Below are 25,279 nucleotides of genomic sequence, written 5' to 3' on the forward strand. Positions count from 1 at the left end.
AGGTTACCTCTTTTACTAGAGGTGTGTGCTCTTGCTTAACCCGATCGTTAAGGAGATAACTTTGCATTCAGAAAACCGTAATAATTACGCAATCATTGGATGGCTTATTTGTGGACTAGGTGCTGTATTTTACAGCTATGAATATTTATTGCGCATAGCCCCCAGTGTCATGGAACATTCATTACGTGGTCATTTTAATTTATCCGCTTCAGGATTCGGTCTGCTTTCTTCCGTATATTATTTTGCCTATGTGCCCATGCAATTGCCTGTAGGAGTAATGCTGGATAGATATGGTCCCAAACGCTTATTAACCTTTGCTTGTTTGATCTGTGTCATTGGCACTTTCTTGTTTACAGGTACTTCAATATTTTGGGTGGCTGCGTTTGGCCGATTTTTAGTTGGATTTGGTTCGGCCTTTGCTTTTGTGGGAGTATTGAAACTTGCCACGATTTGGTTACCAGAAAACAGGCTGGCAATGGTTTCGGGTATGACTTCAGCACTTGGTCCCATAGGAGCCATGCTGGGTGATAATTTTCTTGAAATATTCGTAGAGCAGATGGGTTGGATTAAGACACTAAACGTTACCGCTATATTCGGTATCGCGCTGACGTTTGTATTATGGTTTGGGATTCATGATAGAAAAGGCCATCATAGAAACAGTGGAACTGTTCCCAGCCTTAAGAAAGGCATGATCGATCTGGGAATAATTATCAGGAATAAACAAATTTGGGTCAATGGGATGTATGGATGCTTGGTTTATCTTCCTACGACGGTTTTTGCAGAACTCTGGGGTATCCCTTATTTAAGACATGCGCATGGGTTATCCGCTCAGGGAGCTGGTCTGGCCAATTCATTACTCTTTTTAGGGTTTATTCTGGGCGCACCATTAATGGGGTATATTTCTGACAAACTATATCGTCGAAAATTTCCAATGCTGATAGGCGCTGGCGGCGCAGCAATTGTTATGATGATGATTCTGTATCTTCCCGGATTAAATGAATCAAACATACAATCTTTGATGTTTTTATTGGGTTTGTTATACAGTTCTCAAGCTATTGTATTTGCAGTGGGCAGGGAATTAAGTCCCGGAGAAGCCGCAGGTACAGCAATGGCAGTAACTAACATGATTGTGATGTTAGGAGCAATGTTGTTGCAGCCTTTAGTAGGACATCTGTTGGACTTTAGTTTATCAGCTCATGTTGGGGATGCTGCCATTGCAGGAGTAGCAGTAGATAATTTACAGAAGATGTACACAGTGGATGACTATCAATTTGCATTGTCTATTATACCTTTAGGCATACTAATTGCGGCCATATTGACCTTCTTTTTAAAAGAAACGCACGCTCATGCTCACAAATAAAATGATTAATAGAAGACAAATGATGTTCGGTATTCTGGTCTGTTTCGTCGGAGCTATATTTTACTGCTATGAGTTTATACTCCGGATTATTCCAGGAGCCCTACAGACTGAGTTGAGTACTGCTCTGGGACATATTTCTGCAACTACTTTTGGTCAGATTTCAGCATTGTATTACTTTGCTTATTCGCCAATGCAGATGCCAGTAGGGATGTTGATGGACAGATTTGGACCCAGAAGGTTGTTAACCTTTGCTTGCCTTTGTTGTACTTTGGGTTCTTGGATGTTCACACTGACTTCGTCCATGTTTTTAGTAGGATGTGGCCGATTTCTGGTAGGCTTTGGATCGTCGTTTGCTTTTGTGGGTGTTTTATCCCTGACCTTACATTGGTTGCCAAGACGATATTTCTCACTAGTCGCAGGATTAATTACTACGTTGGGTATGCTAGGTTTAGTATACGGCGAAGTAAAAATAACCGAATGGTCGATGAGCATGGGTTGGGAACATGTTTTAATATTGATCGCTGTTATTGGTTCAGCACTAAGCCTACTCATGTTTTTTGTTGTTAGAGATGGTCCCGAAGGGTTCCAGCCCAACAAATATCCTTTACCTGAGTTTTTTCATAACGTACTAAAAGTGTTAATGTCTCCTGAGGTTTGGTTAATTGGTTTTGTAGGGGCATGTCTCTATACCTCGTTATCGGTTTTCGGTGAATTGTGGGGTAAAACCTATTTGGAACAAGCGCATCATTTAACCAAAGTTGAAGCGGCTAAGACAGTATCTGCTGTATTCCTGGGTTGGGCGGTTGGTGCTCCTATAGCCGGTTATTTATCAGACAGCACTGGCAGACGGGTTTTACCATTGGTTATCGGTGCAATTTTATCTTTGATTTGCATTAGTCTGGTGCTCTATTGTCCTGGATTATCTTATCTGAGTTTAAATATCTTATTGTTTTTATACGGTGTGTTTAGCGCTACAGAAATCATTGTCTTCATTATGGCAAAAGAATGCAGTGGAGCTAAATTATCTGGAACAGTATTTGCCGCAACCAACATGATCGTTACTTTAGGTGGAGTTGTATTTCAACCTTTAGTGGGTAAATTGCTGGATACTTTTGGCGACAGTGGCATAGTAGGTGGTGAACATATATATACCGTGGAAGATTATCAGGTTGCTTTATCCATACTTCCTATTTCATTATTGCTAGTAACCATTCTTGCTTTTTTTATTAAAGATCATTCAGTTAATTCGTGAAGGCGTAGCATTCCAATAAATTGGGGGAAAAACGTCAATTCCGAACGAATATCGTGAGGGATTATCTTTTAAATGGCAATCTATTTGAATCCCTGCCACATTCAGGAGATCCCTCGTTTCATTCGGGATGACGTCTTTCCGAACATCATGAGGGATCTTACTGATGTAGTTGGAAATCGAATATTGTGTTGCCTTCGGAAGATCCTTCACTTCGTTCAGGATGACGAATAATAAACCATCCTCTCGAATGGCACCTCGACACCCTGAATATTGCCTTGCTATCCTGAATATTGCCTTTTTATCCCGAATATTGCCTTTTTATCCCGAATATTGCCTTGTTATCCCGAATATTGCCTTGTTATCCCGAATATTGCCTTGTTATCCCGAGTGTTGCCTTGTTATCCCGAGTGTTGCCTCGTCATCCCGAGTGAAACGAGGGATCTCCTGAATCAGGGTTTGAGTCATTTCAAGCAGCATCTCCAATCTGTTGGAAATGAGGCATTTCTGATGCGTAAATCAGTCACTTAAAAACAGCAATCAACTCATTAACAGGTTGTCGCAGGTTGGACTGACAATTAATCCATCTTGAGACAGGAAAACTTCTAATTTGAGCTTCCTGGTACTGTTTGCGAGTAAATTCTGTGTCATGATTGGATATGATTACTGGAATGCCTCTGGATGCCGTTTCTCTGGCTAATTCAGCCAGTTCAATCTGATCATCATTAGAAAATTTCCTTTGAGTATAAGGCAGCGGTTTGGTGTAATCGGTTACTGGCACATAGGGTGGGTCACAATATATGACATCTCCTTTTTCGGCAAGCTCGAATGTTTTTCTGAAGTCATTATGGATAAAATGCGCTTGAATGCTTTTTTTATGGAATAGAAGCATTTCTTCATATGGGAAATAGGGCTTCGTATACAGTCCAAAGGGAACATTATAAATTCCTTTAGAATTGTATCGACAAAGACCGTTGTAGCCATGACGATTGAGATACAGAAACATCGCGGATTTTTTTTGAGAATTATTGAGTTTATTAAAGTCTTCACGAAGCTCGTAATACTTTTCTTTGCAATTCATTTCGGGTTTAAAGTAATTTCTGCAATACTCAATAAATAACTCTCCCTTTTTTTGCAGGGTTGTAAATAGATGAACAAGATCCGGGTTGCTTTCGGCTAAAACATAGGATGAGTAATTCGTATTCATAAAAATAACTCCCGATCCGGAAAATGGCTCAATTAAACGCCTGCCGGATGGGAGAGAATGGATGACTTGATCAAGGCAATTGTATTTGCTTCCAGCCCATTTAAGAAAGGGTCTTATTTTTGTCATGGAGTCTATTCATATTTATTTGCTTGAAGTATCGCTTATTTTAAAGCTAAAAAACAGAAAAAAGTCTGATTTTAAATTCGGTACGTTAACCATTCATTTCAGCGACTTGGAAGCCATGAAGGATGAATGGTCAATACACTTTGGCGAAACAACAAAAACTGCATGCGATATCAATACATGATCGCTATGATAAGTAATCCTATAGCAATAAATCCAATGAGGCTTAAGGCTGAATTACCACCAGGTACCATATGTCCTTCACTCGGAGCTAATAGACATGTCTGGCGACCCTTCCAAGCCATTACAGCGGGTAGAAGGAGTAATAAAATGACGCAGCAGATGCCAGCATAGTTTAAAGCATGCAGATAAATACCAGGATTTATTAAAACAACTGCTAATGGAGGAAGAAAAGTAAGGGCCAGGGTATATTTGCCTTGATTCCCCGATTTTTTAAGTTTCAAACCATCTGCCAGGAAATCGAACAAACCTAAAGAGACACCCAAGAATGCAGTAATCATGCAGATGGACGTAAAGAAGCCAAAAAATCCACTAATCCACTGATTCTGAATGGACTGATTGAGCGCTTCAGTCAGGCCACTCGTGGCATGGTCGGAACTCATTAAGGCTATTAACCCATTATCACCTTCACGTGATACTACGCCCATGATCACAGCATCCCAAACGATGTAGCAAAACAATGGGATTAATGAACCAAATAATATGACTTTTCTTAAGGTACGGATATCATCTTCAAAATAATCACGTAAGCTGGGTACTATGGATGCAAATCCAAAAGATGCCACCAGTATCATCAATGTTCCGGTAAATGCGCGTGCAGAGCCACCACTTAAACCGACAACAGAGACATGGGGACTAATTATTGCTACCAGCAAAACGTAGACACCCAGTTTGCCAAACATTAATCCTCGATTCACGTAATCAACTGAACGTATCCCGTTATATACAACTAGACTGAATAAGGCGGTGAAAATAATGGATGTCAGCCAGTTGGGTAAATCGATGTGTATTTTATGCAACAGATTGTTGAATACATCACTGCCTCCAGAGATGTATGCTGCGAGGAGAGTGTATAAAAGAAACAGGTATGTTATCCAGGCGATGATCTGTCCTGGTAAACCCAAGGTCGATTTGGCCATGGATATCATATTACTACCAGCAGGAAGACGCATATTCACTTCAAGTACTAATAATGCCCCTGCAGTCATAACTAACCAACAAAACAAGAGGAAGAAAATGGAGTTTCCAAAACCTACTTCAGCTGTTGATACAGGTAAAGCAAGCATTCCACCGCCAATGGATGTTCCTACAATGAGTAAAATACCACCTATTAATTTTGAATTTAGCACTTAATTATTACCCAAATCAGTACAAATATAGAACACAATGATACTTTATTTTTCAATAAAAGTCAATCAGTTTTATGTTTGATGAAGTTCATTTTTAAACCAGGAGTCCCCAAATTTCATGCATCAATAACGCTATGGATACAAGAATCACTGCACATTGAGATATTCTTCCACCTGGTACCATAAATTTCGCACTAAAATGCTTCCTGCCAAAATAACACATTAGCGCAGGCAAAAGTAGTAGTAAAATAATGCAGAAAATCCCTGCATAACTCAAGGCATGCATGTATGCGCCAGGATAAAATATAACAATAAGTAATGGTGGTATAAACGTTAATAGAAACAAGCCAACCCCATGAGTTCCTTTTTCACGCAATTTCAATCCGTCAGCAAGAAAGCTGTACAAGCATAGTGATACGCCCAGAAATGCGGTGAGCATGCATATGGATGTGAAAAAATTAAAAAAGGCGCTAATGGTTGAATTGTGCACTTTGTCTGACAATAAACCGGCTAGAGCACTTGTTGTATGGGGATTTTGCATTAAGCTTTCAAGACCCTGACTTCCTTCAGAGGGCAGAGTACCAATAATGACGGCATCCCAGGCTAGATAGCATATTAATGGTATTAAAGAACCGATAAAAATAACTTTTTTTAATGTTTTGATGTCATCATCAAAATATTCTCTTAAGTTCGGGACTATAATGGCAAAGCCAAAAGAGGTAATCAATATCATAATTGAACCCTCAATATATCGCAGCTCCCCATGTTGAAAATGGTGCATTTCAATATGGGGTGCTATCAGGATAATCAGCAAAAAATAGACGGCTAATTTACCAAACATAAGCGCTCGATTAGCTAAATCAACATAATGAATGCCACCATAAACGATCAAACCAAAAATCAAGGTAAATAAGGTGCTGGCTTGCCATTCATTGAGATGTAGTCCGACTTTAAATAGCAAACTATTGAGTACATCAGCTCCTCCAGAAACGTAGGCGGAGAGCAGGGTATATAATAAAAACAGATAACTTATCCAGGCAGCTAATAATCCATAGTTTCCCAAAGTGGCCGCTGCCATAGAGACCATGTGTTTCCCTCTGGGTAAATAGAGATTTGCTTCAAGGATAAAAAATGCTCCAAGCGTCATAAAGGCCCAGCAGACAAACAGGACTATAGACGACTGCCAAAATCCAGTAGCAGCATTGGCAACTGGCAGGGCAAGCATGCCCCCGCCTATGGACGTACCAACAATTAAAAGGATGCCGCCTATAAATCTTGAACGCATTAATCAGCCTTATTTTGTATACATCACCGGAGGTTGGGCTTGTGCAACTAATCCATTAAACCATTGAATCTCAATGCGTCTGTTCTGCGCGCTTCCATGTATCAGTTTATTATCTGATACGGCATTTTTGTCTCCATAACCTTCAGCTTTGAGTCGACTTGCAGGTATGTTATTTGCCCATAGAAAAGTGAGCATGGTTTCTGCCTGCGCCTGGGAAAGCATTCTTTTATGGTAGCGAGATCCGACATTGTCAGTAAATCCTGCTACATAAATACGGCTTTTCGGATAGAATTTTAATAACCGGATGATGTTATTTAAACCGGGATAGCATAGTTCATTGATTCGTGGACTATTGAACATAAAATATTTATCCGTGGGGACGATCAGTAATTTAGTATCTCCGTACTCGATAAACTCAATATCCTGTTTTTTTAAATCCTTGATAATTTTAGGTTTGGAATCCTTATAGAGACCAGTAGCCGCGCCGATTGCCCCGCCAATGCCCGCGCCAAGCAGCGTTCCGGATACAGTTCCACTGGCTACAGCGCCAATTGCAGAACCAGCTGCTGCTCCTCCGGCTGTTTTACGGGCGGTGCGTGGATCTGGCCGAAAATTATTAAATGGCGGATGAAAGCAACTACTTAATAAGCAAATCATTAATCCAATGCTGAGGACTCGTGTTTTAGTTGCGTTGAGTGACATATCCACTCCTTAGATCAGTAATTTAATCATTATTAAGCATCTGGTTAATTTTCGCAATGCAACTTGAAGGTAATCTTGCAACATAATTACTTTGGCAGTGGCAGAATGTAAAATAATTCTATTGTATTTAAACGATTAAACGTCATTAACCGGATTGATACCTTCGGTTTCTGCTTCATTTCAGGTTTACGAATTATTAATCCATTTAAGATAACAGATATAATTCCTTCATAAACTTATTGATATTGATTGGTTGTTGTATAAATCCAATGTATTTATCTGGCCTTACTAAAATAAGAGAGGGCCTTTTTAGACCAAAATGTTGATGAACACGTTGTTGCTCATCAATCCAAAGTGAAATTGAATCATCGGGTTGTACTGATTTAGTGGAACTGACCCAATGAATTTTTAATGAGTTGGGATATTTTTGAGCTAAAGTTTTAGCAAAGTGCCGCAATTCAGTCACTTTTTTATTCTTCAAGCCTTCAAATAGAAACACGTGATGTTGTACTCCCTGAGTAATCACAGTACTGTTTGTGGCTTGTTGGGTTTCATTATGTATTAATTGAAAAGCAGGTAAGTAATCACCCGCCGCGAGATGTTTGGCGCTTCCTGACTGATGCACTATCGGACTTTTGGCATAGGATATTGCAAGCTCAGCGATATTCTTAGCCATATAATTCATGAATGGCTTTATCGAACTTATTAAACGAATTAATAAATTACGAAGTGCCACCAGTACTGGATTGGTGATTAACATCAGTTTGGTCATTTTATCGGTCGTATTAATGACTCCCTGGCCTACAGGAAAACGCTCTTCATGATAACTGTTTAATAAATCAGGTCTTGCTTTTCCTTTGTCTACCAGAGCCAATTTCCATATCAAGTTATAAATGTCTTGAATTCCTGTGTTCAAACCCTGTCCACCCATTGGGCTATGAATGTGAGCAGCGTCTCCTGCGAAAAAAATTCTATCGTAACGATATTCTTGAATTTGACGATGATGGATATTGAATTGACTAATCCATACGGGATTTGAAAGGATAGCGGGATCTGAGGCGCGCAGTGTGAATTCTCGTTTTATATCGTCGAGGGTTGGTTCGGCAGTGTTTTCTTGGGGTGCAGTTAAAACAAGACGATACCGCTTGTTTCTCATAGGGAAACAGGCTAAAGGTCCCCGATCACTGATGTATACAGTCATATGAGTGTCCGGGATATGCCAATCGATTAATAAATCAGCCAACCACCAGGCCTGTTTGTATTCGGAACCTTTGAATTCAGCATTAACTTGTTTTCTTACCGTACTATGAGCCCCATCACAGGCAATGAGCCAGCTTGCGTTAAGCAACTCAATTTTATTGTTGGGTTTCTTGATAGTGGCCGTGATCTCTGTAGGAGATTGAATGACATGAGTTAATTCTGTATCCCATTCGACGTGTACACCTTTTTGCTCGAGGCTTTGATACAATATGCTTTCGGTCTGGTTTTGGGGAAGATCAATCAAGCAATGTCTGTTGGCTTCAATTCCAGCGAATGAAGTGGATACCAGTATTGTTCCATTGGATTTGAAGACAACTCCTTCGATTGGAAGTCCCTGTTTCATGACTTCATCCAGAAGGCCGCAGTCCTCCAAAACATCGAGGGTTCGAATATGAAGACCCAGTGCTTTGGATCGTACACTCAAGGCGCTTTTTTTATCGATTATTCGACAAGTCAATCCATGTCGCGTGAGTTCATTGGCACAAAATAGCCCTACAGGTCCTGCTCCAACAATAAGAACATCAATGTTTTCCAGAGTCACGATTTTCTATTCCTTATTTTTAATGCAGTTCTAAAATGGTGGTATTAATTTCTGTTTCATCCAGCGTGTTTTTACGGTTTAATGATTGGGTTTCATTGCCTGCCCTGGGCGGATTAAAAAATGAGATTAGACTTTTCTCTCGATCCGACTCTTTATTCACTCGATCAAAAGTTTTAAATTCTTCAAAGCAATTAAATGCATTGTTTATTGAAGCCGCCATTAACAGGGCAGAACCAATGGAAACAATTAATCCATTGATCGGTTCACAGAGCAGTAATGGAATTCCTATAGAAACACAGGAAATATAGAGTACAGCGGATGCTGCTGCCCAGAAGAGTAATTCACAGACATTGATTAAATTATGGGCAATAATTTCTATCTGTCTGATTTCAGTTAATTCTTCTATTCTGTCAAATGCTTGTTCAGTAGAAAGTTCTCCAGCGCTGACCGAGGTCAGGATTAGAATTAAATTTTGATAGTGTTCAATGACCCTGATTTTCGCTGATTTACCTTCCGCCTTATTATATTGTCGATTATAGAACGATTTAACCTGACGCAATTGGTCTTCGATGGATTGATTTAATTCAAAATTCGCAAACATGCTGTCGAGCCATTGAGTGCAGTTGTCCATATGAGTTTTAAGATCAATTGGATTTTTCATATAAGGCATAATTCATCTCTATAAATATTAAGTGGGTATAATCACATTGGGGTAACTTTTTAATGACTTCGAGGCACGTCATTCCGAGGTTATCCCGTCATCCCAAAGTGCTCCCGTCATCCTGAAGTGATCACGTCATCCTGAACGCAGTGAAGGATCTCCCCATGTTGGCACAGTACCACATTCAGGAGATCCCTCATTGCATTCGGGATGACGTGATCACTTCGGGATGACGGGGTCTCCTCGGGATGACGTATCCCCAGGTTATCCCGTCATCCTGAACGCAGTGAATGATCTCCCCATTCAGGCAGAGTACCACGTTCAGGAGATCCCTCATTGCATTCGGGATGACGTGATCACTTCGGAATGACGGGATAACCTCGGGATGACGTGCCTCGAAGTTTTTGAACCGTTACCAGAGTGGCAGTATATTATTATCAGGACTTACGAAACAATATGATCTTGAAGGCTTTGATATACCCCATCGTTGAGCGTTGTTAATTCATAAGAAGATCCCAGAGTTGTTCTTAAACGCTTGATGTCCAGCCGTTTTGATCCCTTCATAAATTCCCGTTTCATTGGACTGGCTCTTTCCCAGATTTGTTCCCATGATTCATAAGGCGCTTCCTCTACCCCCAGGTATTGTGCAACCAATTGTTGTAAACTGCCCATAGGCGTGGGATGACCATCAGCAATGTTATAGAGGGATTGAGACACTTTGCTTTGGCCGAGCAGTGATGCAATTTTTGCTAAATCCTTTACAAAAATATGGTTAGTGTAAGGTGCTTTATCTAATTCCATGACGGGTGTTTTGGCTTTAACCTCATCAATGGGTAAACGATTCGGACCATATATTCCGGCAATTCGTAGCAGTACTGCGTCAATTTTTTGATGTGTGCAAAAGGACAGCCACTGTTGCTCTGCATCGAGACGACGTCGTTGACGGGAATGATTGATAAGACAGGGTGACTCTTCATTTACCCACGCTCCTTGATGATCACCGTATACCCCGCTGGATCCGAAATAGAGTACCTTCCGGGCTTTTATTAAACTGTGACCAAGAAATTGTTTTAGAAAAACATCATGGTCTCCTTGAGCGGGTGGTGGAATCAGGTAATACAGAATTGTATCAGGATCAGTCCACTTAAAGGGTTGATTTAAATCAATTGTTAAATGATTTAAGCCTGGAAGCGCCATCTCGTGATTTAAATGTCGGGACAGAGCCGTAACGTTTTGTTTATTTTTTAATAGCTCCTGAGCTAAATAATAGCCGCAATAGCCGTATCCAAGAATTAGATGGTGCATGGATGATTCCTGCCTGGTTTATTAAATTATAGGGTATGTTGCCAATAGAAACTCTCTTTGTACCTTTGCCCGTTTTAATTGGAGTGTTCAGTCGCTCTGAACCGGCAGAGATTTTGGAAATCACATTGTTCACAGAGTGCCGCGGTTGCAGGTTGAGGTAGACAGAACCCTTTTTGAAACTCTTCTGCCAAATCAGTTAATTGCAGCTGCCACTCGTTACGGCGATGCTCCCAGGACTCTTCTGCTTTTAATGCGCTGACGCCTTTTATATCCAGTTTATTCTCGCTTAAACCGCTGCAGAGTATTTTACCCGTTTTTAATTGGATTAATAATAAAGTATTAATTTCTTTATCAAGAAGTGCATACAGTAATAATTGTGGTTCCGTAGGTCGTTCTTCATTCCATGGTTTACTGGCAGGCAGACTGCTTTTATAGTCGATGACCCATTTGGAACCTTCAACGCAATCCAGACGATCAACTCGTACGGTAAAATCCAGCCCAGCAAGATTCAGTGTGTATGACTCTTCCAAGGCAGCTATCTCAAATTCAGGGCGAAGCTTTTCCCATTCTAATAGTGAATGAACCAGTCGTTTGAGGCGAACGAATTCTACATCTTTTATCAGAGCAGGCACCGATTCGGAATGGAATTGCCTCATGTTGGACAGGGCCGTTTGAATGGATTGATCAATGTATTGGTGCAGGATTGTGTCATTCAATTGCAGTAATTCTTTTTGACTTCCCAGCTGACGCCAGAGTAATTCCATGACTTTATGAACAATAATTCCTTTATCCTTAGCATCCAACCCTTCTGAAGTCTGTTGAGACGGCTTTGCTTTCAGCCGGTGCTCTGCAAAAGCTTTAAAGGGACATTTTGCCTGATAGGCAAGTAAAGCTGTGCCTCCGGATATTTTTTCCGTTGTTAATAGGGGAACTATGTACGTTTCATCATGAGGGATTAATTCATCTTGATTTATTGGATCAACCGGGATTGGCATGCCGTCATAAGGAGGAAAATTAAGGATTAAGGAACACGGTAAATTGGGTGTATCACCCTGAAATCGTGCATAACTGAATACCGTTTCAGCACTTCCCTGTCTGAGTCGTTGCAGGGTTTGTTTTGCAAAGACTAACTCACGGGCAGGAAGGCTATGAGGCATCAGGAGTTTACGTTGCATGTCCGGTGGAATAAAAGCAGACAATCGTGGTTTCTGCGGTAAACACTGGTCTGTTAAACCCATGATCCATAAGCTGTCAAATTCACATCCGGATGCTTCCAATAAACCAGATATGTGAATTGGGGCATGAGTTTTTTGAGCCTGGAAAATGGTGTTATCGGCAAGCTGCATCAGGGCATCAAGCGCTTCATTTTGACTCAGATTAGTACTGATTAAATGCAGTTGCCTGAATTCATCGAAAAGAGAACTGAAACGATTATAGCACTGATAATTTTCGGAGTTTAATCCATAATCCCCTGGAAATCCAAGCGCGTTTAATCGGTTTTGGAACAGGTCTATCCAGTGTTGAGGTGATGCGTTTTCAGGATATACGTTAATGGTCTTTAAACGTTCCGCTAATTGAGGTGCCAAGTGAGTGAGTTCTTTGATCAATGACTGTAACTGGAATGATGGTTTTTGCAATAACGTGCTGTCTTGCAGTACTTGGGATCGGTTTATAAATTCTTCTTTGGCATTGCCAAGATAAGGTGATTGAAGCAGTAACGCCGCCTGGAAATGGCTTAGATGCTCAGGTTTCAGATGCAACCAAACCAGGGCATGAGCCACAAGAGGAAATTCGCTTAATGGCTGGCCCAGGGAAATATTTACTAATTGAGGTTCAAAGTGGTGCTGAATGATTCTTTTTAAGGAACGAGACTCCTGTTGCAAATTGGGAATGACGACCCCAATTTTTTGTTCTCCTTTATCTATTTTTAATTTCAGCCATGAAATGAGCTGTTGATATTCTTCTTTAATGTCCTTGGCAGCAAAAACTCGAGTGACATCTGTTTGTTGTTTCAAATCATAACGGTATTGAGCTATTTTGTTGTTGCTCAGATGGTTTTGCAGAGTCAATTGTTGTGGATTAAAATCATCAAAACAGACCCAAATAACCGGTTGTGAGAATAAAGTATCCGGTGCTTGCAGGATGTACGGAATTATTTGATGTTCATTAATTGCATTCAACACGTCCAACTGCTTATTAAAATGCAGCCACCATTTTTGAAATGTACGAGTCTGCGGCGTGTACTGAAACTCAGGGTTTTTAGGATCAATTTGCCATTGTTGGCAATGTTCCCAAGCCTGCATTACGGCGCTTAACAGGCCTTCGCTGTAAGTTATTTCTGGTTCGGCTTTAATTATTTTACGCCATAAATGTTGGCACTGAGCTTCATTTAATAACACAGGATGCGGCAGTTCAGGGCGTTGCATGATGAGTTGATTAAAGGATTTTATCAATGCGGTATTGTATGGATAACATTTGGGTTTGGTTACGGTTTTCGTATGACAATAGTTGAAGTATTCTTGCAGTAATGCGCCACTTAATCGATTGTTAGGGGTTATAACCGTCGCGCCTTGGGCTAATAAATCAAGCAGTGTCTTTTTATTATTTAAATCCTGCATCGGCTAAACCATATTGATTTTAAAGTTATTAAGTGAGCATCTTCTTAAAAATTCCGTTAAAAACGTCATCCGAACTTATTGGCAAGTTACTTAAGTTGTTAATTTTAAGTTTAACGATGCGTCGTATGTACCTTATGTGGATGTGCAACTTTTGTTTTTACCAGAGTTGGTTTAGTCACCCGTTTGCGTCGTTCTTGTGTATGCAGGATATCGTATACTAATTGGCCTCGTAAATACATAGCAGCGAAGCCTGCGATAATTGCGAGAACAATTCCGAATAAAATATAACTGTAGGCTAAAATAACTAAATAGAAGTAGACCAGGTCATGAAATTTGGCTATTGAAAATAATTTGGCATTTTCTTCACTCATAAATAACAGAAGACCCAGATCAAAGAGAGGTAATGAGGCGATTACCATAGAAAATCCGAGCCAAAATGTTTTAGACTTATAGGGTTTTTTGCAATGCACAATACTTTCACCAAATACAGCTCCAGAACAAGCTGCAACGACTATACCTAAAATGACCGCTTGAAAAACAGGTATGATCTGATCAACACCTATAGAATCCAGAAACGCATTAATGATAATAGTACCAACCACAGACAATAAACCGAAGTATATCGCAGCCAGTATACGTGGGTTGGACATGGAAAGGGCAGGATCCTGTTTTTTCATGTTGCACCTGAATATTGGAATATTCCATATGTATAATTTTAGTACATTTATCCGATATTTGGAGATGTTTAGGTGTATTTTTTTTAATCCCTTGATTTTATTTTTTTTAAACCAAGTTGATGCATTTTGGCTATATTTTGTTCTGGAATTTGTGTGGTATCGCCATAAGCTAAAATCGCTTTTTCCAGCAAATCTTCTCTGAGCAGATGAATCATTGGATAAGGAGAGCGATTGGTGTAGTTGGATACATCATCGGGATCGGTATCTGCAAAAAAATAATCAGGATGAAAACTGGCGATTTGATAAATACCTTCATAACCCTGAAGTACGATCAGCTGTTCCGCCAAATCAATAAAATCCAGATAATTAAAAAAATCTTTAAATGAGTCAGGGTAGACAAGCAATGTGGTTTCTATAGTTGGATTTTCATCTAATAAACGAATCTCTGACATTAAATCTTCAAGCGAGTCAGCTTTTTTTGTCGTGTTCGAGACACTGATTCTTAAACGATCTTTATTAACCGCTCCTTTAGCAAAGGGGCATATATTATGTTCTATAATAAATGAACGTACCCAATTCAAGGTCTCTTCAGTAATTATGCTCTGATTATTCGACATAGTGGCTTATTTTCCTATAGTTCAGTTGGATAGTGTACAGAACAGGGCATAAATTGCAATGTTCTCAAGGGATGTTAATCATTACTCTACAAGGCCCGGTACGTAGTCGTTTGAGCATGTTGTCAGAATGAATTGTTAACAACCCCCTTCTTTAGTGGTATGAAGTTTATAAGCGTGTCATCCTCTCGAATGCGGGGATTCATCCTTAAAATTAGCACCATGCCACCTTTGGCATGGATCCCCACTTTCGCGAGAATGAAGTATAAAAAAGTGAGGATAAACAACTACTATTCAGTATGAGCTATCTTCCGCTCAGACTAAAACAACTTGATTGGGATTGCTCATCGTTTTGCTTTGGTTGGGAAAAAAAAGTGAGTAGATTTGAGTCTTGAGCCCGTAAGTACCAAAATTTACCAATAATGCAAAACTGATTTCTATCCTTAAAATCGCCAATACCAAGTTGTCCGTTAATATTCCTTCCACTTGCAGCCAAGACAGGTTGATTGGTTCTGGTTCGCCCTATTATTATGGAGTGTCGTTCTCCTGCCACCACATCATCAACAGTTACCATTTCTGGAGGCAGATTAATCACAGTTAATTTGGATTGATTGATGTTATCTCCAGTACCTAGTTGACCAAATTCATTATATCCACATAAGGCTACCATCGGTTGGTTATTTTGGTTCCAGCCGCAAATAATGGTGTGAAAACCTCCTGCCTCTATATTTTTGACAGTCTGCATGCCCTCCGGCAATGAAATAGGGGTAAATCGATTAGTATTTAGTAGATTGCCGGTACCCAGCTGCCCCAGGTTATTAGCGCCGCAAGTTAATACTATAGGCCTGTTGTACTGATTCAGACCTAAAATAACGCTGTGACGAATTCCTGCTTGGATATCTACAATTTTTTTTATGCCTTCTGGTAATTGAATCAAGGTGAATTGATTACGGTTCAGTTCATCTTCGGTGCCAAGTTGACCATGACCATTTGCACCACATACTGCCACCATTAATTGATTGTGTTTGTCCCGCCCACTAATCAGGCTATGGTAGCCACCAGCACAGATTTTATCGATGCAGATCATTTCTGTTGGCACAGTTATCGGGGTGAAATAACTTCTTCGATCGGTATCACCGGTACCCAGTTGCCCATATTCATTATAGCCACATACTGCCACACTCAATTGATTTTCTTTCGTACGTCCATAGAGTATAGAATGAAGACTTCCGATGACCAGATCGTCAAATGTCGCAATGTGTTCTGGTAATTTGATTGGAGTGAACTGGGTGGTATTGAATGAATTACTTGTGTCGAGCTGTCCTTGAATATTTGTTCCATAACCAATCACCATGGGGTGATTGTCCTTGTCACGACCACAAATGACACTTAGAAAATGACTTGCCCGTACACTTTCAACACGAACCATTTCATCGGGTAATGTGATAGGAATGTAGTGTTTTTGGTTTCGATTATGCCGTGAACCCAGCTGATAGTACTCATTTTTTCCTGTTCCAAGCAGTAAAGACCTTCCTTGTACCAGGGTAAGCAGGAAGGTGGCATCACCACCGCAGAATACTTGTAAGGAACTTAATTTTCTTTTGTTTAATTCACTATGAAACGTTTCATCTTTAAGTAGTTCTGCAGTGAGCTTGCTCAGGACTAAGACATTATAGCAATCCCTAGGCGAGGTGCAGTTTAATGCGATTTCCAGCCAAATGTCCTTTGGGAGTGAAACAGAGTGAAGCACTTTAGAGGAACAATGTTCATTTAATTCTTTACTAAACATGATGACACACTCCTTTGTAAGCTCTATCCAGATTCGATCTCAAGATGTCGGAAAATTGTAGAGTTGTCAATCAATTGTTGTTTAATCAGGTAAGGGTGGCTATGTAATGATCACTTTAAAGAGCGTATTTCTGTTAAAAAATTAAAAACCTCCCGGTAAAAATAGCATTTCTGTCGAAATTTTAATTGAAAAAAATATTAAAATGAGCCCTATTCTGTATATACTGAAATAAAAACAAAAATGGATTTTTGTCATGCAGAGATTGTGCAAATTAATATACAAAATAATGGGTTGGACTATTATTGGAGAATTACCAAAGGATAAAAAATATTTGGTAATCGTTGCTCCCCATACCAGTAACTGGGATTTTTTTATCTGTTTGTGCGCGCGTTTTATTGTTGGTGTCAAGGTTAATTTTTTGGCTAAAAGCCAATTGTTCTTTTTTCCTTTTGGACTGTTTTTAAAAGCCGTTGGAGGAGCGCCTGTTGATCGTTCCAAAAAAGGAAATCAGGTAGAGAAAGTGGTTGAATTGTTTCGTACCAGCGATGAACTTAGGTTAGGTTTAGCTCCAGAAGGAACACGCAGTCCAGTTACACGATGGAAAGAAGGTTTTTATCACATTGCCTGTCAAGCACATATACCTATTGTTATGATAGGTCCAGATTATTCAACTCGGGAAATTCGGATACATGAACCTTTTTGGCCTACAGGAGATATCAACAGTGATTTCCCTAAAATTATTGAGTTTTTCAGAACGATAAAAGGGTATAGACCTAAAGAGATTCCGGATTATCAACCAAAAGTTGAATAATTGCCTCGACCTGTTATTCCGCAGTAGAAAAAAATAATACTCTCTACCAGTACGGTCATCTTTCGCACTCCGTTACTCTCCACCGTTTCGTGTCACTCAGTCACTACGTCATCCACCGCTACTTCGCCACCCTCCGCACTCTGTTGCCCTCCTCACTCTGTTACCCTTCGCACTCTGTTGCCCTCCGCACTCTGTTACCCTTCGCACTCTGTTACCCTTCGCACTCTGTTACCCTTCGCACTCCGTTACCTTTCGCACTCCGTTACCTTTCGCTACTTCGTCACCCTCCGCGAAGGCGGAGGGTCCATGAATGGTACGTTCTATAGAGAAAAACATGGAACTATATTCTTAAGTGTATTTTGTAACTAATAATAAGAAAGGACGTTATAACAGTAAATGATGTATAGAATGTTTGAGAGCATAAGAATAAAGCGAAGGAATGGACCCTCCGCCTTCGCGGAGGGTGACGAGGTGATGGAGGCTGTGGAATAGTGAAGTGGCGGAGGTGGACGAGGTGAGGGAGGCTGCGGAGTAATGAAGTGGCGGAAGGTGACGAACTGGTGAAGGATAATGAGGCGTCAGTGTTAGCTTCGGAAATAACCCGTATTAAAGTGAAATAATACGGGCAGATGATGAAACATTTTTATTTAAAATGTTTTCGTAATATATCCAGTTCATTCTGCATTTTTTCAATTTTTTCCAAGAGCTCAAGTGCCAGTGCTACGCCCGGTAGATTAATTTCCAGATCTCGGTGTAAACGGAACGCGGATTCAATGCGTCGTAGGGCTTTTTGATCCATCGCGATGTTTTTGGGATCTGTAGGTTGATCGGGAAACAATCCATATTCAATCATCTCAATGAGCAAATCTTCAGGAATATGGTATCTATGACATACTTCTACGAAGGTATAAGTGGTTGTTTCTTCAATAAGCATGCCGGTTAAATGATTATTTTTACTCATGCTATGCTCCCATTTTCTCTCGTGGATTGAAAGGCATTACTTCCGCCATTTTTTTATACATCTCTTTTGCTGCTTCTGAGGTAGCTGGTGGAGTAATTATTTTTAATAGTACGTATTGGTTGCCAGGGGTTGCTCCTGGTAATCCACGGTTCTTAATTCTCAGTTTTTGCCCACCTTGGGAGCCTGGGGGAATTTTTAAATCAATTTTTCCACTCAATGTGGGTACTACTACTGTAGTGCCTAAAGCGGCTTCCCAGGGAGTAATGGGCAGAGTGAGATAAATGTCATTCTCCATTACATCAAAAAGAGAGTGTTTCATTACATCTATAGTTAAAAACAGATCACCTCTGGGACCGCCATTGATACCAGAGCCACCTTGTCCTGCCAGACGTATTTGCTGACCGGATTTTATTCCTGCGGGAATTTTAACATTTAAAGTCTGTAATTTGGTTTCTGAACCTTGATCTACCGGAACCTGCACACTTTTTACCGCACCATTAAAGGCTTCTTCCAGACTGATAGTAATTTTGCCTTGATAATTTTGACCAGTCATTGGTTGATGTTGGTATCGGGAATGACCGAATAAAGATTCAAAAAAATCACTGTCAAACTGAACATCTTGATATTGATGCTGTCTTCCTGCTCCACCATGACCTGTAGATTGATAGGATCTTTGATTGAATTCGCGATTTTTTATGTATTGATCGTATTCGGCTCTTTTAACAGGATCCCTTAGAATTTCATAAGCTTCACCCATTTCTTTAAATTTTTCTTCAGCATCAGCTTCTTTACTGATGTCAGGGTGGTATTTACGAGCTAATTTTCGGTACGCTGTTTTGATGTCTTTATCAGAGGCATCAGGGCTTACACCCATAATTTTGTAATAGTCTTTATCCATATTATTGTTCTCTTTACTTACATTGTACGCAAGAGGTCTAATGCATGCATAGCCATCATTTTCTCTTCATTTGCCGGAATAATCAGGACAGAAAACGGTCTCAGAACTTCGAGTCGAGCAAGGATATTCGTTCTAATTATTTCTGAATTTTCACCTATTCCACCAGTGAATACAATACCATCAACACCACCAAGGGAAATTGCCATCATTCCCATAAATTGAGCTGTTTTAAGACAAAAATAATCCAGTGCGAATTGAGCTTTTTCATCCTGACTTTCTTGTAATTCCTTGACGTTATTGGTTAGTCCGGATAATCCAAGCAGACCTGAATCATTATAAAGTATTTGTTCAACATCAGAAGGAGATAAACCTAATTCCCTGATCATGTAGGTAATCGCGCCGGGATCCAGACTGCCGCATCGTGTGCCCATGGGTAGCCCATCCAGTGCCGTTAATCCCATAGTGGTATCTATACTGACGCCCTTATGCATGGCACATAAGCTGGCACCATTGCCCAAGTGAGCTGTTATAATCCGACCTTGAGCCAATTGCGTATGTTTATTTTTTAAGGTATGGGCTATCCATTCATAAGAAAGACCATGAAATCCATACCGTCTGATCCCTTGTTCCTGGAGATATTGAGGCAGGGCATATACTGTAAATAAAGGACTGTGCTGAGCGTGAAACGCTGTATCAAAACAGGCGATTTGGGGTAATTGGGGGAACATACGATGAATAATTTCTATAGCGACCAGGTTATGCGGTTGATGCAGCGGTGCCAAAGGATTAAGTTGTTTTAACTGGTTGAATATATCCTTTGTAACCAGGACACTTTGGGGGAATTGAACACCACCATGCACAACACGGTGAGCCACAGCACTGACTGTCCAGTTGTTTTGGTGATTTATCCAGTCGAGTATTTCCTGAATTGATTGTATATGGTTAAAATCAATCGCAAGTGATTTAACTGTTTTTTGCTCGGGTTGAGTTTCATTGCAAGCGGAAAATTGGGGTTCTGTACCTAAGTCGGATATTTTACCATGAGCCAGTGATGTCAGTTCTGACGTATTGGTAAATACCTGAAATTTTACGCTGGAAGATCCTGAGTTAAGGATTAATAAAACGGAATCCGTCATTTTATTTTTCCTGCTTTTCTGGCTGCTGCAATTTTAACCGCTACTGCGCAAGATAACAATCGAGTTCTTAATGAGTCAGCCCTGCTTGCTAAGATGATCGGGACGCGCGCTCCCAACACAATACCCGCGGCATCGGCATGGCCCAGAAAGGACAGTTGTTTCGCAAGGATGTTTCCAGATTCAATTTCTGGTACCAGCAATATATCAGCATCACCCGCTACAGGGGATAGTATATCTTTATCAATAGCAGCCTGTTTGTTAATCGCATTATCAAAAGCCAGGGGCCCATCTAAAATACCGTCACAAATTTGTCCTCGATCAGCCATTTTACAAAGAATAGCCGCATCTACAGTAGCTTGCATTTTAGGATTTACGGTTTCAACTGCAGCAAGTATGGCGACTTTGGGCTTATGTTCATTACCAAACAAAATCCGCCAAAGGTTGATGGCATTTTGACAAATATCCGCTTTGTCTGCGGCATTAGGAGATATATTGATTGCCGCGTCGGTAATCAGGAGAGGCTTGTGATAGGTAGGCACATCCATCACATAAACATGGCTGATTCGATACTTGGTACGTAATCCGGATGTTACAGGAACTATAGCGGACATTAATTCATCAGTATGCAGCGCTCCTTTCATTATTGCATCCACTTTACATGCGGAAGCAAGCTCCACCGCTTTAATAGCCGCAGCATTACTGTGCTCTGTATCAATAATCTCCCATTGAGACAGATCTATGTGGGCTTCCTTTGCGGCAATTTTTATTTTTTTTATAGGACCGATTAAAACAGGAGTGATCAACCCCGCTTTGACAGAATCATCGACTGCTTCCAATACATTGGCAGTGACCGGGTGAACTACAGCCGTCTTGATAGGGGGGAGATCGCGACAGGATTCTATGGTGGCGTTAAAATGATCGTGACTCAGGATTTCAACATGAGGCAAGGAGATACGTGGTACTTTCAATTTTTTAACGGGAGCAATTACTTTAGCAAGTCCTTCAACGCTAACTTCTCCTTTTTGATTGACGCCCGTACAGTCAAAATTGACAATTTTTGTTGTGTCATCCTTGTCGCGTACTACTATAGTCAGGGTTAATTCATCACCAATACGTACGGGGTGTTTGAATTGGATGTCTTGCTCCAGATAAATTGTTCCTGGCCCTGGTAATACTGTGCCCAATAGAGTGGATATAAGTGCTCCAGACCACATGCCATGTCCCACTACTCCATGAAAAATATCACTTTGAGCGTAATTAGGATCCATGTGAGCGGGATTCACATCTCCGGACATCGCCGCAAATAAATTGATGTCATTTTGTGTTAAAGTTCTCACTAATGTCGCTTTTCGTCCTAAAGTGAGTTCATCAAAGGTGACGTTTTCAAGAAATTCGTTATCCATTTTATCCTCTATCATTTCTGTAAGACATATTCTCCTGGAGCATCAGGGAGTTTTTTATCGAGTTTGGGAGGAGTCACGAGTTGAGGCGATGAATGTTGTATTAACCAATTATGCCATGCCGTCCACCATGAACCTGTTTCAGTTGCCGCTTCATTTAACCAGGTTGTCGGATCAAGATAGGTTGAATCTTTTTTCCTTTCGCGAATCAGATAGGATCGACCTTCATGCCCCGGTTCACTGACGATTCCAGCATTGTGACCGCCATTGGTCAAGACAAAGGTAATGTCGCTATTAATTAATAGATGAGTTTTATAAACAGATTTCCAGGGCGCTACGTGATCTTTTTCTGTGCTGACTACAAATGCGGGTAAATGAATGTTTTCTGCGACTATATGTTTCCCTTCAATTGAAAATCGTCCTTCAGCAAAATCATTGTTAAGAAATAATTGTTCCAGATATTCGCTGTGCATTTTATAGGGCATTCGAGTTGCATCAGCGTTCCAGGCAAGTAGGGCTATCATTCCTCTTTGAGTACCATGCATGTAATCCTGAACCATTTTAGACCAAATCAAATCATAGGATCGTAGCATCTGAAAAGTTCCTGCCATTTGTTTTGTATCCAGATAGCCCTGATCCCACATCATGCTTTTTAAGAAGGATACTTCACTTTTAGTAATAAAAAGTAGCAATTCACCTGCTTCAGTAAAATCTCCCTGTGCCGCGAGAAGTGTCAAGCTTTTAAGACGAACATCATGGTTTTGTGCCAACGCAGCAGCGGTGATCATGGCCAGGGTACCACCCAGGCAATATCCCATTAAGTGAATTTTTATATTTGGTCTGGCTTTTGATACAGCATCAATTGCTGCCATCGCACCCAAGCGGTAGTAATCATCTAATCCCAGATTTCTATCTTCCTTGGTTGGATTTCGCCATGATACGATAAAAACAGTATGCCCTTGTTTGGTGAGCCAGTTCACCATAGAATTATCGGGAAGCAGATCAAGGATGTAATATTTCATTATCCAGGCGGGTAAAATAAGAATCGGTTCTTTATATACTTTCTCGGTTTGAGCTTCATACTGAATTAACTCAATCAGATGATTTTTAAATACTATCTTTCCTTTAGTTACAGCAACTCGTTGCCCTGGAATAAAATGCTCAACTCCAGCAGGAGGGGAACCCGTCAACTTTTCAGTAAAATCCTGTATGGCCAGCTCAGTTCCACGAATTAAATTTGCCCCCATCGTACGCATAGTTTCTTGAAGTAGATCAGGATTGGTCAGGACGAAGTTAGATGGTGATAAAGCATCCAGAATTTGTCTCAAGCGAAATGATACAGTGCGTTTTACGTGTGCTGGTAAACCAGGTACACTGTTTGTTGATTGTAAACTCCATTCTTCAAGCTGAAGAAAGAGCTCTGCCCACAAGCGCCACGGATAATAACTCCAATTTTCTGTATGAAATCGAACGTCTTTCCCATTTTCCGGTTTATCTTGGGTGACAAGATTCGAGATCATATCCTGTGCATGAAGCAGGGGGAAGAGAGTCAGTTGAGTCATTGTTCCTGGGGATTGTAACAGTTGGGCAATCCAAGAATAATGAGCTGTTAACAAAGCAGCAGGACTAATGCCAGCAGTGAGTTTCCCCAGCTTCGCTTGGTATAGTTTATCAATAATGCTAAAAATAGTATCCTGCTCATTGGAATCACCATTGGTATCCTGTTGTTGATTCGGATCTGATTGGGTGATGTTCTTCTCTTTTTTCATACACTACATCCTGTAGGGGCTGATTTATAAAAAGTAGTATAGCAGTATTCCATTATAACTACCTGACTGTAGAATTCTTGACACATGTGTTACTATTCTTTCAAATAAGTAAACCCATGAGTTGATGCGTTCTAACCAGAATAAGAGACTGTTATGCCATGGATTAAACCTGATAAACTTCAAACCAGAGGTGAAGAAATCGGAAATGCGACGACTCATGCTATGGGCGCATTACTGAGTCTTGCCGCTATTACTTTGCTCATTGTTTTTTCTGCAACTCAAAATGACGGATTCAAATTATTGTCCGGGATTGTTTTTGGTTGTACCCTGATTTTGATGTATGTCAGTTCTACTATATACCACAGCATCACAAATCCCAGGTTAAAACATTTTTTTCGTATCGTTGACCATGCATCGATATATTTATTGATTGCTGGCAGCTATACCCCATTCATGTTAGTCACCCTGAGAGGCCCCTGGGGCTGGACCATGTTTACTATTATATGGTGTCTTGCCGTTGCAGGCGTGATCTTTAAGCTTTTTTTTGTACATAGATTTGAACTCTTATCGACATTACTCTATTTATTGATGGGGTGGATGAGTCTGGTTGTTATCAAGCCAATATATCAATTATTGCCTGCTGGTGGTTTGGCATGTATTGTTGCTGGTGGATTATGCTACACTGTCGGCGTTATTTTTTATGCATGGGAACGATTAAAATACAGTCATGTGCTTTGGCATCTATTCGTTTTAGCCGGAAGTATTTTTCATTTCTTTGCAGTGTTGTGTTATGTGGTTATAGAATAAGTCTGATTTGAGGGCTTATCGGGTTGTAAATCATGATGTTCAGGATGAACTGTACTTACTCTCTATTGGAGAATCTAATGCAAAAATTTTTAGTAAATGGCGTATTGGCAGGCTTATTTCTTTTATTGACTGGTTGTATGAATAATACAGGCAGCGGCACTGTATTCAGCCCTTATCAGTCAAGTATGACTTTGGCGCAATCAGTACAGGATGCATTAATGCGTAATCCTGATCCTCTGATAGCACAGGTTCATGTTGTGACCAATCAAAACACAGTAATCTTAAGTGGATATGTTAAGAAAATTCGCCAAAGCGACACCGCGGAGCAAATAGCGCGTCAGGTTCCCGGGGTACAGACTGTAGAAAATAATATTATTGTCCGTCAGTAAAACAACTCCAGACTCAGGCTTATAAGGCTGCCTTGGCCTTATGGGCTTGCTGTAACTTCAAATAATCCAGAACACGTTATCCCTAATGCAATGAGAGATCTTCTTGCAGTGGCATTGTGCCCGCACTTGGAGATCCTTCACTGCGTTCAGGATGACGATATTCTTGTAGTTGGAATGGTAACGTCATCCCGAATGCAATGAGGGATCTCCTTGGCGTGGCATTGTGCCTGAGCTTGGAGATCCTTCACTGCGTTCAGGATGACGATATTCTTGTAGTTGGAATGGTAACGTCATCCCGAATGCAATGAGGGATCTCCTTGGCGTGGCATTGTGCCTGAGCTTGGAGA

General features: G+C 40.5%; 22 protein-coding genes. 6 read left to right on the top strand and 16 right to left on the bottom strand.

All coding sequences use genetic code 11. The annotated features are described in order from the left end of the window. The first annotated feature begins 61 nt into the window (after positions 1–61). A complete protein-coding gene (locus IZU94_RS10745) occupies positions 62–1,360 on the top strand; it encodes an MFS transporter (protein WP_203110529.1) in 1,299 nt (432 codons plus the stop codon). Continuing rightward, entirely contained in the window at positions 1,347–2,612 is a 1,266-nt protein-coding gene (locus tag IZU94_RS10750) for an MFS transporter (RefSeq protein WP_203110530.1), read from the top strand. The genes IZU94_RS10745 and IZU94_RS10750 overlap by 14 nt, the downstream gene beginning before the upstream one ends. Before the next feature lie 520 nt (positions 2,613–3,132). Here IZU94_RS10750 and IZU94_RS10755 read toward each other — a convergent pair. Then, on the bottom strand, positions 3,133–3,942 hold the full coding sequence (locus tag IZU94_RS10755; RefSeq protein ID WP_203110531.1) for a Dam family site-specific DNA-(adenine-N6)-methyltransferase: 810 nt from the start codon (positions 3,940–3,942) through the stop codon (positions 3,133–3,135). Here IZU94_RS10755 and IZU94_RS10760 point away from each other — a divergent pair. Beyond that, a complete protein-coding gene (locus tag IZU94_RS10760) occupies positions 3,941–4,123 on the top strand; it encodes a hypothetical protein (protein ID WP_203110532.1) in 183 nt (60 codons plus the stop codon). The genes IZU94_RS10755 and IZU94_RS10760 overlap by 2 nt on opposite strands. Here IZU94_RS10760 and IZU94_RS10765 read toward each other — a convergent pair. The 10 genes from IZU94_RS10765 to IZU94_RS10810 all read right to left on the bottom strand — a co-directional run bounded on the left by IZU94_RS10765 (position 4,113) and on the right by IZU94_RS10810 (position 16,761). Next, complete coding sequence (locus IZU94_RS10765; RefSeq protein WP_203110534.1) at positions 4,113–5,309, bottom strand: amino acid permease; 1,197 nt, start codon at positions 5,307–5,309, stop codon at positions 4,113–4,115. The two genes, IZU94_RS10760 and IZU94_RS10765, sit on opposite strands and share 11 nt — an antisense overlap. A gap of 94 nt (positions 5,310–5,403) precedes the next feature. Then, positions 5,404–6,594, bottom strand: a complete 1,191-nt coding sequence (locus IZU94_RS10770) for an amino acid permease (protein ID WP_203110536.1) — start codon at positions 6,592–6,594, stop codon at positions 5,404–5,406. Between the two features lie 9 nt (positions 6,595–6,603). After that, positions 6,604–7,296 (bottom strand): C-OmpA-like family protein CmpA, encoded by a 693-nt coding sequence (cmpA, locus tag IZU94_RS10775; RefSeq protein WP_203110537.1) that lies wholly within the window; start codon positions 7,294–7,296, stop codon positions 6,604–6,606. A 205-nt stretch (positions 7,297–7,501) separates the two neighbouring features. Then, positions 7,502–9,097: an FAD-dependent monooxygenase gene (locus tag IZU94_RS10780; RefSeq protein WP_203110539.1), complete on the bottom strand. Its 1,596-nt coding sequence runs from the start codon at positions 9,095–9,097 to the stop codon at positions 7,502–7,504. A 19-nt stretch (positions 9,098–9,116) separates the two neighbouring features. Beyond that, the gene (locus tag IZU94_RS10785; RefSeq protein ID WP_203110541.1) at positions 9,117–9,767 is read right to left on the bottom strand and encodes a DUF5638 domain-containing protein; all 651 of its coding nucleotides are present in this window, start codon (positions 9,765–9,767) and stop codon (positions 9,117–9,119) included. 435 nt (positions 9,768–10,202) lie between these two features. Beyond that, on the bottom strand, positions 10,203–11,063 hold the full coding sequence (locus IZU94_RS10790; RefSeq protein WP_203110543.1) for an SDR family oxidoreductase: 861 nt from the start codon (positions 11,061–11,063) through the stop codon (positions 10,203–10,205). 74 nt (positions 11,064–11,137) lie between these two features. Next, positions 11,138–13,681: a PD-(D/E)XK nuclease family protein gene (locus IZU94_RS10795; protein ID WP_203110544.1), complete on the bottom strand. Its 2,544-nt coding sequence runs from the start codon at positions 13,679–13,681 to the stop codon at positions 11,138–11,140. 110 nt (positions 13,682–13,791) lie between these two features. Then, complete coding sequence (locus IZU94_RS10800) at positions 13,792–14,358, bottom strand: hypothetical protein (RefSeq protein ID WP_203110545.1); 567 nt, start codon at positions 14,356–14,358, stop codon at positions 13,792–13,794. 83 nt (positions 14,359–14,441) lie between these two features. Then, the gene (locus tag IZU94_RS10805; protein ID WP_203110546.1) at positions 14,442–14,975 is read right to left on the bottom strand and encodes a DUF1415 domain-containing protein; all 534 of its coding nucleotides are present in this window, start codon (positions 14,973–14,975) and stop codon (positions 14,442–14,444) included. A gap of 301 nt (positions 14,976–15,276) precedes the next feature. Continuing rightward, on the bottom strand, positions 15,277–16,761 hold the full coding sequence (locus IZU94_RS10810; RefSeq protein WP_203110547.1) for an RCC1 domain-containing protein: 1,485 nt from the start codon (positions 16,759–16,761) through the stop codon (positions 15,277–15,279). Positions 16,762–17,014: 253 nt separating this feature from the next. On the opposite strand from IZU94_RS10810, the gene IZU94_RS10815 reads away from it, so the two are divergent. Continuing rightward, the gene (locus IZU94_RS10815) at positions 17,015–17,572 is read left to right on the top strand and encodes a 1-acyl-sn-glycerol-3-phosphate acyltransferase (RefSeq protein WP_203110548.1); all 558 of its coding nucleotides are present in this window, start codon (positions 17,015–17,017) and stop codon (positions 17,570–17,572) included. A gap of 643 nt (positions 17,573–18,215) precedes the next feature. On the opposite strand, the gene IZU94_RS10820 is transcribed toward IZU94_RS10815, so the two are convergent. The 5 genes from IZU94_RS10820 to IZU94_RS10840 are packed head-to-tail and all read right to left on the bottom strand — an operon-like array spanning position 18,216 to position 23,736. After that, on the bottom strand, positions 18,216–18,533 hold the full coding sequence (locus IZU94_RS10820) for a chaperone modulator CbpM (RefSeq protein ID WP_203110549.1): 318 nt from the start codon (positions 18,531–18,533) through the stop codon (positions 18,216–18,218). 1 nt (position 18,534) lies between these two features. After that, positions 18,535–19,431, bottom strand: a complete 897-nt coding sequence (locus IZU94_RS10825) for a DnaJ C-terminal domain-containing protein (protein WP_203110551.1) — start codon at positions 19,429–19,431, stop codon at positions 18,535–18,537. A gap of 17 nt (positions 19,432–19,448) precedes the next feature. Beyond that, positions 19,449–20,567: an acetate/propionate family kinase gene (locus IZU94_RS10830; RefSeq protein ID WP_203110553.1), complete on the bottom strand. Its 1,119-nt coding sequence runs from the start codon at positions 20,565–20,567 to the stop codon at positions 19,449–19,451. Continuing rightward, entirely contained in the window at positions 20,564–21,970 is a 1,407-nt protein-coding gene (locus tag IZU94_RS10835) for a bifunctional enoyl-CoA hydratase/phosphate acetyltransferase (RefSeq protein ID WP_203110555.1), read from the bottom strand. The genes IZU94_RS10830 and IZU94_RS10835 overlap by 4 nt, the downstream gene beginning before the upstream one ends. 11 nt (positions 21,971–21,981) lie before the next feature. Further along, entirely contained in the window at positions 21,982–23,736 is a 1,755-nt protein-coding gene (locus IZU94_RS10840) for a PHA/PHB synthase family protein (protein ID WP_203110557.1), read from the bottom strand. Positions 23,737–23,889: 153 nt separating this feature from the next. Here IZU94_RS10840 and trhA point away from each other — a divergent pair, with 153 nt between their 5' ends. Both trhA and IZU94_RS10850 read left to right on the top strand, forming a co-directional pair. After that, positions 23,890–24,543, top strand: a complete 654-nt coding sequence (gene trhA / locus IZU94_RS10845; RefSeq protein WP_203110559.1) for a PAQR family membrane homeostasis protein TrhA — start codon at positions 23,890–23,892, stop codon at positions 24,541–24,543. A gap of 77 nt (positions 24,544–24,620) precedes the next feature. Further along, positions 24,621–24,932, top strand: a complete 312-nt coding sequence (locus IZU94_RS10850) for a BON domain-containing protein (RefSeq protein ID WP_203110560.1) — start codon at positions 24,621–24,623, stop codon at positions 24,930–24,932. Positions 24,933–25,279: the final 347 nt, after the last annotated feature.

Source organism: Legionella bononiensis (assembly GCF_016786215.1).
Classification (GTDB): domain Bacteria; phylum Pseudomonadota; class Gammaproteobacteria; order Legionellales; family Legionellaceae; genus Legionella; species Legionella bononiensis.

Excerpts from the sequence above, each read along its gene's own strand:
- IZU94_RS10750 (WP_203110530.1), top strand. The coding sequence starts at position 1,347 with ATGCTCACAAATAAAATGATTAATAGAAGACAAATGATGTTCGGTATT.
- IZU94_RS10760 (WP_203110532.1), top strand. The coding sequence starts at position 3,941 with ATGGAGTCTATTCATATTTATTTGCTTGAAGTATCGCTTATTTTAAAG.
- IZU94_RS10755 (WP_203110531.1), bottom strand. The coding sequence starts at position 3,942 with ATGACAAAAATAAGACCCTTTCTTAAATGGGCTGGAAGCAAATACAAT.
- IZU94_RS10770 (WP_203110536.1), bottom strand. The coding sequence starts at position 6,594 with ATGCGTTCAAGATTTATAGGCGGCATCCTTTTAATTGTTGGTACGTCC.
- cmpA (WP_203110537.1), bottom strand. The coding sequence starts at position 7,296 with ATGTCACTCAACGCAACTAAAACACGAGTCCTCAGCATTGGATTAATG.
- IZU94_RS10785 (WP_203110541.1), bottom strand. The coding sequence starts at position 9,767 with ATGCCTTATATGAAAAATCCAATTGATCTTAAAACTCATATGGACAAC.
- IZU94_RS10790 (WP_203110543.1), bottom strand. The coding sequence starts at position 11,063 with ATGCACCATCTAATTCTTGGATACGGCTATTGCGGCTATTATTTAGCT.
- IZU94_RS10795 (WP_203110544.1), bottom strand. The coding sequence starts at position 13,681 with ATGCAGGATTTAAATAATAAAAAGACACTGCTTGATTTATTAGCCCAA.
- IZU94_RS10800 (WP_203110545.1), bottom strand. The coding sequence starts at position 14,358 with ATGAAAAAACAGGATCCTGCCCTTTCCATGTCCAACCCACGTATACTG.
- IZU94_RS10805 (WP_203110546.1), bottom strand. The coding sequence starts at position 14,975 with ATGTCGAATAATCAGAGCATAATTACTGAAGAGACCTTGAATTGGGTA.
- IZU94_RS10810 (WP_203110547.1), bottom strand. The coding sequence starts at position 16,761 with ATGTTTAGTAAAGAATTAAATGAACATTGTTCCTCTAAAGTGCTTCAC.
- IZU94_RS10815 (WP_203110548.1), top strand. The coding sequence starts at position 17,015 with ATGCAGAGATTGTGCAAATTAATATACAAAATAATGGGTTGGACTATT.
- IZU94_RS10820 (WP_203110549.1), bottom strand. The coding sequence starts at position 18,533 with ATGAGTAAAAATAATCATTTAACCGGCATGCTTATTGAAGAAACAACC.
- IZU94_RS10825 (WP_203110551.1), bottom strand. The coding sequence starts at position 19,431 with ATGGATAAAGACTATTACAAAATTATGGGTGTAAGCCCTGATGCCTCT.
- IZU94_RS10830 (WP_203110553.1), bottom strand. The coding sequence starts at position 20,567 with ATGACGGATTCCGTTTTATTAATCCTTAACTCAGGATCTTCCAGCGTA.
- IZU94_RS10835 (WP_203110555.1), bottom strand. The coding sequence starts at position 21,970 with ATGGATAACGAATTTCTTGAAAACGTCACCTTTGATGAACTCACTTTA.
- IZU94_RS10840 (WP_203110557.1), bottom strand. The coding sequence starts at position 23,736 with ATGAAAAAAGAGAAGAACATCACCCAATCAGATCCGAATCAACAACAG.
- trhA (WP_203110559.1), top strand. The coding sequence starts at position 23,890 with ATGCCATGGATTAAACCTGATAAACTTCAAACCAGAGGTGAAGAAATC.
- IZU94_RS10850 (WP_203110560.1), top strand. The coding sequence starts at position 24,621 with ATGCAAAAATTTTTAGTAAATGGCGTATTGGCAGGCTTATTTCTTTTA.